The following is a 13,297-nucleotide window of genomic DNA, read 5'->3' on the forward strand; positions in this document are numbered from 1 at the left end:
ACACGGGGACGTGACGTCAGCAATCCTTCCCTTTTTGCCCCCTCATGGGGTATATTGCGCCTGCGTTGGAAATGACCAACGGAACATCGCAGCCCGGCCGGCTTTGACAAAGCGGTCGTCTGCCTGGCCCGCCGCTATCGGGGGCCTGAACCTTTGGAGGGGCTTCACAATGGCCCGTACCGCTGCTCTGCCGATCCTGAATGGGGAATCCGGCCTATCCCGTTACCTCGCCGAAATTCGCAAGTTCCCGATGCTGGAACCCCAGCAGGAATACATGCTCGCCAAGCGTTGGCGCGAGCATGACGATCGCGACGCGGCACACCAACTCGTCACCAGCCATCTCCGCCTCGTGGCCAAGATCGCCATGGGCTATCGCGGCTACGGCCTGCCAATCTCCGAGGTCGTCTCGGAAGGCAATGTCGGCCTCATGCAGGCGGTGAAGCGTTTCGAACCCGAGAAGGGGTTCCGTCTCGCCACCTACGCGATGTGGTGGATCAAGGCGTCGATTCAAGAGTACATCCTGCGTTCCTGGTCGCTCGTGAAGATGGGCACCACCGCGAACCAGAAGAAGCTGTTCTTCAACCTGCGCAAGGCGAAGAGCAAGATCAACGCGCTGGACGAGGGCGATCTCCGCCCCGACCAGGTGAAGATCATTGCCAAGCGTCTCGGCGTCACCGATCAGGACGTGATCGACATGAACCGCCGCCTCGGTGGCGACGCGTCGCTCAATGCTCCGATCCGCGACGACGGCGAAGCCGGCGAATGGCAGGACTGGCTGGTCGACAATACGCCCAACCAGGAAGCCATGATGGCTGAGCACGAGGAGTATGATCACCGCCGTGACGCGCTGAATGGCGCCATGGGCGTGCTCAACCCGCGCGAACGCCGCATCTTCGAGGCCCGCCGCCTCGCCGATGAGCCGATGACGCTGGAAGACCTTGCCGCCGAGTTCGGCGTGTCGCGCGAGCGCGTCCGCCAGATCGAGGTCCGCGCCTTCGAGAAGGTGCAGTCCGCGGTCAAGGGCACGATCGCAAGGCAGGAACAGGCCGCGCTGGAAGCCGCGCATTAAGCGCAGGGTTCTAGCGCCAGGAATTGGCGGATCGACAAGAGACGGAAAGCCGGCGGCAACGCCGGCTTTTTTGTTGGATGCGCGTGATGCCCCCTCTCCTCTTGTGAGAAAGCGCCGCTCCACCCTCGGTGTCATGCCCCGCGAAAGCGGGCATCCAGTACTCCGCGGCGGACGTGGCAGAAGCGAGCTCTCCAACGCAGGCCTCTGGAATACTGGATCGCCCGGTCGAGCCGGGCGATGACAGTTGTGGGTGCCGCTATCAGTTGTGGGCGCCGCTATCAGCGCGAATGCTGCTCGACTGCCCCTCAATAAAACGGCCGAAAATAATCCGCGAGCGAATCCGGCTCGACCTGGTCTTCCAGTTGCGCCGGGGTCTCGTCGAGCAAAGCGCTGGCCTGCGTCTTGTAGTCGGCGGAGACGACATCGGGTTGATCGGCGCCGCGGCTGAGCATGCCGCGATAGGCCTCGTATGCTGATTGCGTGCCGATGAAGATGCAGACGCAGTGCAGCGGCTCGGCATAGAGGTAGCGGACGTTGCCGCCGTTGCCATGCATCACGAAGCGATGCGGCGGCAGCGCGCGGAGCGCCTTCTGGCCCGCGGCGTCGTTGGCGACCTGGACGCGAAAACCAGCCGAGGCGAGATAAAAGCTGTTCTTGTCGAGGAACGGCTTGCTCGGCGCCTCCAGCGCGACCAGCAGCGAGGCGCAGAGTGACAGCACGATCGCCGGCATCACGCCAAACGCGCGCAAGGCCCGCAGCGATGTCCGGCGCAGCTCGATGTGCGCCGTGCTGCCGAATGAGACGGCCATCACAGTCCCCTCCCGCTTGACTGACGTAGAACGAGCTTGCCTTGAACCCGCGCGTCCGGTCAACCGACCCACCAAGACCGGACCGACGACAACAAGCGAATGGACGCGTCGTGTCGATCATCCTGCAATCCACCGTCGGCGGCTTCTCCGCCCAGTTCATGCGCAAGCTGCCGCTGGTCGAGCGAGCGATGCGCGAGCACGGGCTCGATCCCGCGGAGTTCGTGATCTCCAAGGACTATGCGAGCACGGCGACGATCCCGATCATGGGTCCGTTCTTCTTTAATTACAGCGTGTATTTCGGAGAGGAGACCTTCACGGTCACCGAGCCGAACGACATGGTGTTTCTCGACTACTTCTTCAAACGCGTGCTGGCCGCAGACGGGCCGCCGGAGCTTCCACGGCGGCCCGGATTGATGCAGCGGTTCTTCGGGTGGATGTCGGAGGCGGTGTGAACTTCCCCTCTCCCCTTGCGGGAGAGGGTGGCTCGCCGCGATAGCGGCGAGACGGGTGAGGGGTATCTCTCCGCGGGCGAATCTCCCGCAATAGAGTTCTCTGAGACAACCCCTCATCCGGCGCTTCGCGCCACCTTCTCCCACAAGGGGAGAAGGAAGAGCGCCGCCCCCGCTATCCTACTCGCCCCAGGTCCGCGCCAGCGTCGCGAGCCAGCAGCCCTCGCAATAGCGGGCGTCCTTGTAGTCGATCCAGTTGTGCGCGTAGACGTGGTCGAGCGGAATGTCGTAGCGCGCGCGCAGCACCTTCACGAGGATCTTCCACGCCGCGACCTGTGCCTCGGTGGGACCTGCGGTGACGTCAGGATAATTGCCCGCGAACTCGACGCCGATCGAGTTGTCGCGCACGACCTGGCGATAGGTCGGCTTGTTGTCGATGTACTTGTTGTCGTTGCGGTTGGCGCCGTCGCCATGGGTCGGCACCAAATTCTCCGCAACCGCCCAATAGACCGTGCCGTCGGTCTCGACCCACACCGTGACGCCGCGACGCGTCGGGTTCTTCGCTTGCTCCGCCGCGCCACCACGGGCCGAACCTGTCGGGCCCTCGGTCTGGTGCACGATGATGTTGCGCCACGGATGGGCGTTCCGGACATCGCTCCATGGCGCGAGCCAGACGATCTTCAGGCCGGGAATGTCGGGCGTGCCGGGGCTGCGCGCGAGTTTTGCGAGCTCGGCGTCGGTTGCGGCGGCGGGGGCGATCAGAAAGGCGGCGAAAAGTGCCGCGAACAGGCGAGACATCATCATGCGGGTCCAGGAGCGGACCCCAAGCCTACAGCATGATCCGGAAAAGTGCGCGGCGGTTTTCCCGATGGATCAAACAACAAGATCCTGCGCGAATGTGCGCGCGGCTTCGCCAAACCCGCCCGGCGCCGGCAACAGCGGCGGCGCCGGATCGTAGACGGCAAAATCGTTCTTGCCGTTCTTCTTGGCGGCATAGAGGGCGTGGTCGGCATGCGCGATCAGCCGGTCCGGGAATTGGCCGATGCCGCGGTCCCACTCGGCGACGCCGATCGAGATCGCGATCGGGATGTCCCTGGCGGTGCAGCTTGCAGCGTCCTGGCGGCAGACCTCGAGCACGCGGCGGGCGATCGCGGCCGCCTCGCGCAAGGAGGAGGACGGCAGCACGACGCAGAACTCGTCGCCGCCGGTGCGGGCGAGCATATCGCCGGGCCGCAGCCGCGTCTGCGCCATCAGGGTGAAGTGCCGCAGGCAGGCGTCGCCCGCAGCGTGGCCATGGGTGTCGTTGATGGTCTTGAAGCCGTCGAGATCGATCACCAGCAGCGAGAACGGCTCGCCGCTGCGCTCCGAACGGGCGCATTCCTCGGACAGGCGCTGCAACAGATGCCGCCGGTTGGCGACGCCGGTGAGATCGTCGAGCAGCGCGAGGTCGGCGACCTCGCCCCGCAGGCGATCCATCGCCATCAGCAGGAAGCCGAAATTGAGCGTCATCGACAGGAACAGCAGCCCCAGCACCATGACCGCGTGGGTCTGGCCGCCGGCGCTTGCCGAGAAATCATAGCCGAGCAGATTGCCGACCGCGCGGGCCAGGAAGATCGCGATGATGCTCAGGATCACGATGGCGGACAGCTTGGCGCCCGGACTGGCGCGGCCTTCCGGCGGCCACAGCAGCAGGCGCAGCGCCAGCACCAGCGGCAGCGCCTGGCCAACCGTGTAGCAGAGCATGCGCAGCTGCATGTGCTCGAAGCCGATCATGAAGACCACGACACCGGCGAGGCTCACGGCGCCCGTCGCAGTCATGAGGCGCCAGGACACCGGCCGATCGTAGAAGCGCTGGATGCCCATGGCGGCGAGGCAGCTCGCGGCGATGACGCCGGCAGCGCCGGACAGGAGCGGCCAAGGAGAGGAGACGAACAGGCGCGCCAGCGCCGTCATCGCGCCCGCGGCGCCGACGAAGGAGGATGCCATCCAGAACCGCGCGGCCGCGAATTTCGGATAGGAGCGGATGACGTAGGCCCAGATCAGGCCGAGCGCCAGGAAGTTGACGACGAACACCGTCCAGAGTGTCGGTACGTTCAGCATGGCGCCGGCAGCACGCGCAGCGTCCCGCCCCCCACCTGTGGCACCCGTTCGTCCATGACCCGTCCCCGTTTTCTTGCGGAGAACAATGCGCGGGTTGCACTTAACGGAGTCTCACTGCGATCCGTCAAAGCGCGCCCTTGGTTTTGGATTCATGAACGCGGCGCGCGCGTTGTCGGATCGTTAGGCATGTCGCGGACGACGCTTCGATGCGGATTCGCGGGCAGAAATCACCGAAAAACGCATCTGAGCTGTGGATAACACGATGACACGGATGTGACAGCACGGGGCAGAAACCTCCGAATCTGCTGAGTTTGTCATCGAGGATGTTGCGAGGCTGGCCCTCCGCCGAGCATCCCTCGTGTCGCGTTTAACCATGAACCCTTGAGAGGATACTATGGCTAAGAAAGCGAAGAAGGCGAAGAAGGCGACGAAGAAAAAGGCCAAGAAGGCCGCCAAGAAGAAGTAACGCAGCATATTCTTTGCCCGGGTGGAGTTTCGCTCCGCCCGGGCATCAGACAAGGTTGGTTTGAAGGTGGCGGGCGCGAGGCCCGCTTTTTTATTGGACGCGTGTCAGAGGCGCGGATGCCAGCGTGTCCTACCGCTCCGCAAACGCCAGCTTGGCGCCGAGCGCTGCAAACCCCGCCGCGAAGCTGCGGCGCAGCCAGGCCATCACGCGGGGACGGGAGATGACGCGCTCGCGCACCGAGGCGGCGCAGAGGCCGTAGACGACGAACACGGCGAGCGTCATCGCCATGAAGGCGCCGCTCAATTCCAGCATCCGCGCCAGCACATGGGCCTCGTCCACCGCGATGAACTGCGGCAGGAAGGCGAGGAAGAAGATCGACAGTTTCGGATTGAGGATGTTGATCAGGAAGCCGGTGACGATGACGCGGCCGCCCGACCGCTCCTTGATGTCGCCCTCGACCGCGAGGGCCCCGGTCTCGCGCAGCGCCTGCCAGGACATATAGAGCAGATAGAGCACGCCGCCCCATTTCAGCGCGGCGAAGGCGAGCGCGCTGGTGTGGAGCACGGCGGCAAGGCCCAGCATCGCCGCGATCATATGCGGCACGATCCCGAGCGTGCAGCCGAACGCCGCCGCGATACTGGCGCGCGAGCCGCGGGTGAGCGCTGCGGCGAGGGTGTAGAGCACGCCGGTGCCGGGCGAGGCGACGACGATCAGCGAGGTGAGCAGGAAGGACCAGGACATGCCTCGTCCCTACCATCCCGGGCGCTTGCCGAGAAGTCACGACCCGGTCAGCGCGCGCCCGTCAATTCAGCTGGGCGATCTCTGCTTCCCGCAGCACATCCAGCGGCGCCCAGGGCTTGGCCCAGAATTTGGCGCCATCCGGCAAGGGCTGCATGAGGGGACGGCCGGAGGTCACGACGACGTCGAGCTTTGGGTTACGGTCCTTGGCGACGTGCGCCAGCTCGACGCCGTTCATGCGGCCGGCGAGTTGCACGTCCGTCAGCATCAGGCACAGCGCGCCCGCGCTTTTCTCCAGCACACGCTCGGCGGCTTCCGCACTCTCGCACTGGATGACCCGGTACCCGCTCTCTTCAAGCAGGAGACTCAGCATTTCCCGCTGCATGGCGTCGTCCTCAACGATCAACGCGGTCGCTTGATATGGCTGGGCCTGTCCCATTTGGCTGCTCCAATGCTCGCATCCGCTTCAGGTGACGAGAGTTAAGGGGACGAGAGGCGATATGGTTCGGTTCCAAACTGAAAATATGTACATTGAAGTTCCATTTGGGATCGAGGGAGCCACCCATGACTGCGATTCGCGGCGCCGCCGCTATCACGGGAGCTGCGAGCGGCATCGGCCGCGCACTGGCGATCGAACTGGCAAGCCGAGGCTGCGACCTCGCGCTCGCCGATCGCGACGAAGCCGGGCTGAAGACGCTCGCTGACGAGATCGGCAAGCAGCGCAAGGTGACCGTTCACCGCGTCGATGTCAGCGAGGCCGGCGACATCGCACAGTTCGCGCATGATGCGACGACCGCGCATCCGCAGCTCGGCATCGTCATCAACAATGCCGGCGTGGCGCTGCTGGGTACCTTCGAGGAGATCGACCAGGCGCAGATGGATTGGCTGTTCGACATCAATTTCTGGGGCGTGGTGCACGGCACGCGCGCCTTCCTGCCGCATCTGAAGACACTGCCGGAGGCGCATATCGTCAACGTCTCGTCGATCTTCGGCATCATCGCGCCGCCCGGACAATCGGCCTATGCAGCGGCCAAATTCGCGGTGCGCGGGTTCTCCGAGAGCGTGCGGCATGAGCTTGCGGTTGCGGGCAGTCCCGTCAAATTGTCGGTGGTGCATCCCGGCGGCATCGCCACCGCGATCGCGCGCAATTCGCGCACCGGGATCGGCATCACCGACAATGAACGGCGCTCGCAAATGATCGAGCGGTTCGAGATCGCGGCGAAGACGACGCCGAAGGATGCCGCGCTGCGCATCATCAAGGGCATCGAGAAGAACGAGCCGCGTATCCTGATCGGCAACGACGCCCGCTTCATGGACCTTTTGCAGCGCTTCCGCCCGGGGACCTATTGGGCCCCGCTGCAGCGCAAGCTGGAGAGGATGGCGAAGGGGAAGTGAGGTTAGACGCGACAATGTCTCTCCACCGTCATTGCGAGGAGCGCAGCGACGAAGCAATCCAGACTGTCTCTCCGGAGGGATTCTGGATTGCTTCGCTACGCTCGCAATGACGGTGTGGCTGGCCGCAACGCCCGCCCTCACTGCCCCGCCAGCCGATCCGCGAAATAGCCGATGGTCTTGCGGTAGACCACCGCCCTGTTCCACTCCCGCATCGCCTCGAAATTGGCGGTGCCTTCGCCATAGGGCTGGCCCATCTTGAAGCCGTTGGTGTGGAGCAGGTTGGCGGTGGAGGCGAGCACGTCGGGGACGCTGTGGCGGAGGTCGACATGGCCGTCGCCGTCGAAATCGACACCGTATTTGATGTAGGACGACGGCAGGAACTGGGTCTGGCCGATCTCGCCGGCATAGGCGCCGATGAGATCGCGCAGCGGCAGGTCGCCGCGCTGCACGATCTTGAGCGCGGCGAGCAGCTCGCCCTGGAACAGATCGGTGCGGCGACAATCATGCGCCAGCGTCGCCAGCGTGCGGATCACCGGCAGCTTGCCGATGTCGCCCTTGCCGAAATCGCTCTCCAGCCCCCAGATCGCGACCAGGATGTAGCGGGGCACGCCGAACTGCTGCTCGATGCGCGAGAGCAGCGCGGCGTGACGCTGCAGCAGCGCCTTGCCGCCGTTGATGCGGCCCGGGCCGACACGGGTCGAGACATACTGCTCAAAGCTCTTGTTGAAGGTGTAGCGCTGGCGCCGGTCGAAGGCGAGCACGGCACCGTCCTGGGTGATGCCGCTGAAGGCCGCGCTGGTCACGCTTCCCGAGACGCCGGCGGCCTGTGCTTCCGAGGTCATGCTGGCGACGAAGCTGTTGAAGTCGCCGCCGCAGCGCGCGGCCTCAGCCGACCCGCCGGCCCAACAGACGACGACGGCGGCGGCGAGAAGCGGTCTCAGCATGTGGGAATATCCTTTGGGGGCGATGCGGGGGAAATCAGCAGGCAATCATGCCCGGGAACCGGATTCGCGTCAAAGCGGCAAAACCTCGCCAGAACCGATCGCACCAGAACCGATCACGTCCTCTGCGCGACTAAAGGGCAGCGCTCACCCTGTCCCCAACCGATCGAGATGACCATGCCCATTCCGCACCGGATGCTTGTTGTGCTCGCTTTGCTCTCGCTCCCGACCGCCGCCTCCGCGCAGACGCGCGATGCCGCAGGCGGCCGCGACTATCCCGGCATCGGCCGCTTCGCCGGCAGCGTCATCACCGGCTATGTCGTGAAGGATTTTGACGCGGCGCGGATGCAGGCGGCGGCCTTCAAGGACGGCCAGCCGACCGACGCACGGCGGCTCGAGGGCCGGATCTTCCGCATCGCCTACCGCACCAATCCCGGCCCCTCGATCCTCGAAGTCTCCCGCAATTTCGAGACGCAGCTTGCGAAGGCCGGCTTCGAGACGCTGCTCGCCTGCGACACCGACGCCTGCGGCGCCATTCCGTTCACGGAGGCCATCGACACGCTGCCGGTGCCGCAGATGTGGGTCGACGGCTTCAACTACCGCTATTTCGCCGGCCGCAAGACCGAGGGCGGCCGCGAGACCTATGCCAGCGTCATCGTCAGCCAGAACAACCAGGAGATCTATGCTCAGGTGACCGTCGCCGAGCTCGGGGCGATCGCGAACAAGATGGTCGATGCCGCGGCGATGGCCAAAGGCCTTGGCGAGACCGGCCACATCGCGCTCTACGGCATCTATTTCGACACCGACAAGGCCGTGCTGAAACCCGAGAGCCGCCCGACGCTGGAGCAGATCGCAAAGCTGCTGACCAGCCAGCCGCAGCTCAACGTCTTCATCGTCGGCCACACCGACAGCCAGGGCGCCTATGAATACAATCTCGACCTCTCGAAGCGCCGCGCGGAGGCCGTCGCCGCCGAGCTGGTGAAGAGCTTTCGGATTGCGCAGCCAAGGCTGCACACCGCCGGCGTCGGGTTGCTGGCACCGGTCGGCTCGAATGCAACGGATTCCGGCCGCGCGCTGAACCGGCGGGTGGAATTGGTGGCGCCGTAACTCGCTCTCGTCATTCCGGGGCGCGCGCTGCGCGAGCCCGGAATCCATTCATCCACCAACTCTGTCGCCCCATGGATTCCGGGCTCGCCCTTTGGGCGCCCCGGAATGACGGATGAGAGAGATGGCGCTACAATGTCGATGCTTGCACCGCGCGATCAGTCGACGCGTTGAGCCAGCATTGAGGCCATCGTCATGCCTACCCGCTCCTCCCTCCTCCGCATTCCCCTGTTCCGCCTGCTCGCCATCAACCTCGCGATCGGCGCCTGCGCTGCGGTGCTGCTCGTCGGCGGCCTGCTCTGGCTCAATCCCGGACATCTGCGCGAGCTGATCTTCGCCGACCGCTCGCCCGGCATTCCGCTGCTCGTCCTGCTCGTCTCCTTCCTCATCACCTTCGGCTCCGCCGCGATGGGCAGCGCGATCATGGCGCAGGGACGCAAGGACGAGGACAAGCACGATGACGACAAGCGCGACGGCGGACACGGCGCGCGACTCGCCGTGCAGGAACTGGCACAGCGGCCGCGCACGCATTGAGACGTGCAGTGCAAGGTGGAACTCGTTCCACGTGCATTGAATGAGCGCCATCATGCATCTGGAAAAGATGCAACTCTGCGCACTCGACACGTCACGCACGAAGTCTCGCTGCATCGCAAGCGTCAACAGCGTGAATAAAGTGTTTTGATTGTCCAACTATCTGCGATCGAAACACGCGACAGCGGCACGCGTGATCGACGCATATCTGATGCGCACGCTGCGACATCGATGCCCTCACGATTTGCCTTGCCATCACATGGCGATGGTACTAGCATTCTATTTTAGGTTGTTGCCCTGCCAGCCCCGGGCGACGCTGAAGGCCAAAAATAAACGGCGGGCTTTTACGGCCCGCCGTTTATTGAGGGTCCTTATCGGACCTGAAGCGCCGGGCGCTCCATCCTGAAAACTCCCCTTTGACGAGACGCCGCCGATCGGTTTCGCTTCTATTGCCGTGCGCAACGCGCGAAGTCATTTGACTGCTGCGCCCTGATCGACGACAAGCCGCCATGGCCAAGAAACCCGGAACCAATCCCAAAGGCGAATTCGCCTTCTTCAATGTCGTCTATGAAGACGATTCCCAGCGCTCCAACCGCCGCGTTCCCGCCGAGCTGCTCGGTGGCCTCGACGGCGACGAGCCCGCGCGCGGCTTCATCATGGAGCAGGACCGCGAGATCGCCGAAAAGAGTGGCCGCCCGCCGCTCGAGATCAAGCGGCTCGAACGCGTCGGGGCGAAGAAGAAGTAAATTGGCGTCGGCAGGCGCTCACCAGCGTCCGCGCCATCTGTTCCAGGCAAACAGCAGGTCGGCAAACCGGTCGTAGAAGAACCGCGTGAACGGCAGCGCCACGCGATTGCCGAACAGCGCAGCAAGCCACCCCTCGCCTGGCGTCAGCCGCCACAGCGCAATCGCGACATCCGCGCCGACGACGAGCCTGCCGGCCTCATCAGTCGCATGCAGGCGCCGCCTGATGTCGTCAAGTGATGCACCGAAATGCGCCAGCGCATCCGGCTGCTCGTTGATATCCTTGAACTCGACCGAGCCCGCCCGCACCGGTGCAAGCAGCTTGTTGCGCTGCCAGTCGATGCCGGCGTCGCAGACGGGGCAGCGGGTGTTGTACCAGACGGTGAGGTGGTGGTCGGGCATCGCCTGACGGGGTTGGAAACCAAGCGGAAAGAAGGCGCAAAACAACGGCACCGAGTATCTTGCGACTGACTATCGCCCCGAGGAAATCCCGGCGCTAGTACAAAGAAAAACGGCGGGCTTTGCGGCCCGCCGTTTTCGTCTGGATGGATGCCCGGGTCGAGCCCGGGCATGACGATCCGAATTAGTTATCCAGAAAGCTCCGCAGCTTCCGGCTCCTCGACGGATGCTTCAGCTTCCGCAGCGCCTTCGCTTCGATCTGGCGAATACGTTCGCGCGTCACCGAGAACTGCTGGCCGACTTCTTCCAGCGTGTGGTCGGTATTCATGCCGATGCCGAAGCGCATGCGCAGGACGCGTTCTTCGCGCGGGGTCAGCGAGGCCAGCACGCGCGTGGTGGTCTCGCGCAGGTTGGACTGGATCGCGGCGTCGATCGGGAGGATCGCGTTCTTGTCCTCGATGAAATCGCCGAGATGTGAATCCTCTTCGTCACCGACGGGGGTTTCGAGCGAGAGCGGCTCCTTGGCGATCTTGAGGACCTTGCGGACCTTCTCGAGCGGCATGCCGAGCTTCTCGGCGAGCTCTTCCGGGGTCGGCTCGCGGCCGATCTCGTTGAGCATCTGGCGGGACGTGCGGACGATCTTGTTGATCGTCTCGATCATGTGCACCGGGATACGGATGGTGCGCGCCTGATCGGCGATCGAGCGGGTGATCGCCTGCCGGATCCACCACGTCGCGTAGGTCGAGAACTTGTAGCCGCGGCGGTACTCGAACTTATCGACCGCCTTCATCAGGCCGATATTGCCTTCCTGGATCAGGTCGAGGAACTGCAGGCCGCGGTTGGTGTACTTCTTCGCGATCGAGATCACGAGACGGAGGTTGGCTTCCACCATCTCCTTCTTGGCCTGACGGGCTTCGCGCTCGCCCTTCTGCACGGAGTGCACGATCTTGCGGAATTCGATGATCTCGAGACCGGTCAGCGCGGCAAGCTGATGCACCTCGTGACGGAGGTCCTTGATGCGGTCCTTCTCGTGATGGACGAAGTTCTTCCAGCCCTTGGCCGACAGTTTCGAGACACGGTTGAGCCAGCGCGGATCGAGCTCGGAGCCGGTGTAGTTGCGCAGGAAGTCCTCGCGCGCGACGCCGTGGCTGTCGGCAAGGCGCATCAGGCGGCCCTCATGCGAGACGAGGCGCTTGTTGATGTCGTAGAGCTGTTCGACGAGTGAGTCGATACGCGCCTGGTTGAGGCGCAGCGACTTCACCTCGACGATGATCTCGTCCTTGAGCTTGCGGTACTTGCGCTCCTGGTGCGGCGACAGCGAGGGACCATGCGAGGTGCTCTCGAGCTGGTTCTGGATGTCCTGCTCCTGAAGCTTGCGCAGCTTCTTGTAGCTCTCGGCGATCTTGTCGAAGATCTCGACGACCTTCGGCTTGAGCTCGGCCTCGATGGCCGCGAGCGACATCTGGTTCTCGAACTCGTCGTCCTCGTCCATGTCGGCTTCGGCCGCGGCCTCGCCCGGATCCTTCTCCTCGCCGCCCTGGCCGCCGGGGGCGGGCTGCGCGGCGCGGAACGGGGTCGGCGCCGGCGGAGCTGCGGGCGGCGCGACATGCGCGGGCGCACCGGTCGCGGCGGCCTGGCCGCCTTCGGCCGAAGCTTCGCCGTTCTCACCGTTGGGGCCGGCGATCATCGCGGTGTTCATGCCGCCCTTGGCGTCGGGGCCGGCATAGGTCGCTTCGAGATCGATGATGTCGCGAAGGAAGATCTTGCCTTCGTTGAGCTCGTCGCGCCAGATGATGATGGCCTGGAAGGTCAGCGGGCTTTCGCAGAGGCCCGCGATCATGGCCTCGCGGCCGGCCTCGATGCGCTTGGCAATCGCGATTTCGCCCTCGCGCGAAAGCAGCTCGACCGTGCCCATCTCGCGCAGATACATGCGCACGGGATCGTCGGTGCGCTCGCCCGGCTCGCTCTTCTTGACCTCGGTGACGGCCTTTTGCGTGACTTCGACGAGCTCGTTGTCGGTCTCGTCCTCGCCGCCCTCGTCCTTGTCTTCCTCGCCTTCGCTATCGTCGGCTTCGGTGACGTTGATGCCCATGTCCGAGAGCATGGACATGATGTCCTCGATCTGCTCGGGGGAGGTCTGGTCCGACGGCAAGACTTCGTTGAGCTGATCGAAGGTCACGAAGCCGCGCTTCTTGGCCTGCTTGATCATCTTCTTCACTGCCGCGTCGGACAGATCGAGCAAGGGAGACGGCGCGTCCTGGGAGTCCTTCTCCGGGGCGTCCGCTGCCTTGTCGTCTTTTTCCTTGTCCTTCGTCTGCAGCGTCTTTGCCTTGGTGGCCATCCATTGCTCCTAAACGCGCTTCATGCGAGGCGATCGCCGCGCCCGCGTGAATTCACTTGAACCTGTTGCTCGACGCTCTCGCTTCGGCAGCTCTCGACACGGAAAGGGCGGCGCACATCTCTCTCGCCACCCCCATCTTTCTCTCGCCGGAATTGCCTAACGCTTCGTGAGCCTCTTTGTCGCAGCGGATGCAGGTGTAGTGCCAACAGCGA

14 protein-coding genes are annotated in these 13,297 nt (G+C 64.4%); 6 read left to right on the forward strand and 8 right to left on the reverse strand.

The features are described from left to right. Nucleotides 1-169 precede the first annotated feature (169 nt). On the forward strand, nt 170-1,069 hold the full coding sequence (rpoH, locus tag VGR99_RS08965; protein WP_326897984.1) for an RNA polymerase sigma factor RpoH: 900 nt from the start codon (nt 170-172) through the stop codon (nt 1,067-1,069). A 305-nt stretch (nt 1,070-1,374) separates the two neighbouring features. On the opposite strand, the gene VGR99_RS08970 is transcribed toward rpoH, so the two are convergent. Next, the gene (locus VGR99_RS08970; RefSeq protein ID WP_326897985.1) at nt 1,375-1,878 is read right to left on the reverse strand and encodes a hypothetical protein; all 504 of its coding nucleotides are present in this window, start codon (nt 1,876-1,878) and stop codon (nt 1,375-1,377) included. A 110-nt stretch (nt 1,879-1,988) separates the two neighbouring features. Between VGR99_RS08970 and VGR99_RS08975 the strand changes: the two genes are divergently transcribed. Beyond that, entirely contained in the window at nt 1,989-2,330 is a 342-nt protein-coding gene (locus VGR99_RS08975) for a hypothetical protein (RefSeq protein ID WP_326897986.1), read from the forward strand. A 177-nt stretch (nt 2,331-2,507) separates the two neighbouring features. Here the strand turns inward: VGR99_RS08975 and VGR99_RS08980 are convergent, their stop codons facing one another. The 4 genes from VGR99_RS08980 to VGR99_RS08995 all read right to left on the reverse strand — a co-directional run bounded on the left by VGR99_RS08980 (nt 2,508) and on the right by VGR99_RS08995 (nt 6,070). Then, nucleotides 2,508-3,131 (reverse strand): peptidoglycan recognition family protein, encoded by a 624-nt coding sequence (locus VGR99_RS08980; protein ID WP_326897987.1) that lies wholly within the window; start codon nt 3,129-3,131, stop codon nt 2,508-2,510. Nucleotides 3,132-3,200: 69 nt separating this feature from the next. After that, nucleotides 3,201-4,427 carry a GGDEF domain-containing protein gene (locus tag VGR99_RS08985; RefSeq protein ID WP_326897988.1) on the reverse strand — a complete coding sequence of 409 codons (1,227 nt, stop codon included), beginning with the start codon at nt 4,425-4,427 and terminating at the stop codon, nt 3,201-3,203. Between the two features lie 595 nt (nt 4,428-5,022). Further along, the gene (locus tag VGR99_RS08990) at nt 5,023-5,634 is read right to left on the reverse strand and encodes a LysE family translocator (RefSeq protein ID WP_326897989.1); all 612 of its coding nucleotides are present in this window, start codon (nt 5,632-5,634) and stop codon (nt 5,023-5,025) included. Nucleotides 5,635-5,695: 61 nt separating this feature from the next. Then, nucleotides 5,696-6,070, reverse strand: a complete 375-nt coding sequence (locus VGR99_RS08995; protein WP_326897990.1) for a response regulator — start codon at nt 6,068-6,070, stop codon at nt 5,696-5,698. A 125-nt stretch (nt 6,071-6,195) separates the two neighbouring features. Between VGR99_RS08995 and VGR99_RS09000 the strand changes: the two genes are divergently transcribed. After that, on the forward strand, nt 6,196-7,026 hold the full coding sequence (locus VGR99_RS09000) for an SDR family oxidoreductase (protein WP_326897992.1): 831 nt from the start codon (nt 6,196-6,198) through the stop codon (nt 7,024-7,026). 137 nt (nt 7,027-7,163) lie between these two features. Here VGR99_RS09000 and VGR99_RS09005 read toward each other — a convergent pair whose 3' ends face one another. After that, nucleotides 7,164-7,970, reverse strand: a complete 807-nt coding sequence (locus VGR99_RS09005; RefSeq protein WP_326897993.1) for a lytic murein transglycosylase — start codon at nt 7,968-7,970, stop codon at nt 7,164-7,166. 174 nt (nt 7,971-8,144) lie between these two features. On the opposite strand from VGR99_RS09005, the gene VGR99_RS09010 reads away from it, so the two are divergent. From VGR99_RS09010 to VGR99_RS09020, 3 genes are all read left to right on the forward strand, one after another. Next, the gene (locus VGR99_RS09010) at nt 8,145-9,074 is read left to right on the forward strand and encodes an OmpA family protein (RefSeq protein ID WP_414645101.1); all 930 of its coding nucleotides are present in this window, start codon (nt 8,145-8,147) and stop codon (nt 9,072-9,074) included. A 192-nt stretch (nt 9,075-9,266) separates the two neighbouring features. Further along, nucleotides 9,267-9,605: a hypothetical protein gene (locus VGR99_RS09015; RefSeq protein ID WP_326897995.1), complete on the forward strand. Its 339-nt coding sequence runs from the start codon at nt 9,267-9,269 to the stop codon at nt 9,603-9,605. Between the two features lie 506 nt (nt 9,606-10,111). Beyond that, nucleotides 10,112-10,348 (forward strand): hypothetical protein, encoded by a 237-nt coding sequence (locus VGR99_RS09020; RefSeq protein WP_271532201.1) that lies wholly within the window; start codon nt 10,112-10,114, stop codon nt 10,346-10,348. 18 nt (nt 10,349-10,366) lie between these two features. On the opposite strand, the gene VGR99_RS09025 is transcribed toward VGR99_RS09020, so the two are convergent. Then, nucleotides 10,367-10,747: a thiol-disulfide oxidoreductase DCC family protein gene (locus VGR99_RS09025; RefSeq protein ID WP_326897996.1), complete on the reverse strand. Its 381-nt coding sequence runs from the start codon at nt 10,745-10,747 to the stop codon at nt 10,367-10,369. A gap of 181 nt (nt 10,748-10,928) precedes the next feature. Continuing rightward, entirely contained in the window at nt 10,929-13,085 is a 2,157-nt protein-coding gene (gene rpoD, locus VGR99_RS09030; RefSeq protein ID WP_326897997.1) for an RNA polymerase sigma factor RpoD, read from the reverse strand. Nucleotides 13,086-13,297 lie beyond the last annotated feature (212 nt).

This window comes from Bradyrhizobium sp. (assembly GCF_035935975.1).
Lineage (GTDB): Bacteria > Pseudomonadota > Alphaproteobacteria > Rhizobiales > Xanthobacteraceae > Bradyrhizobium.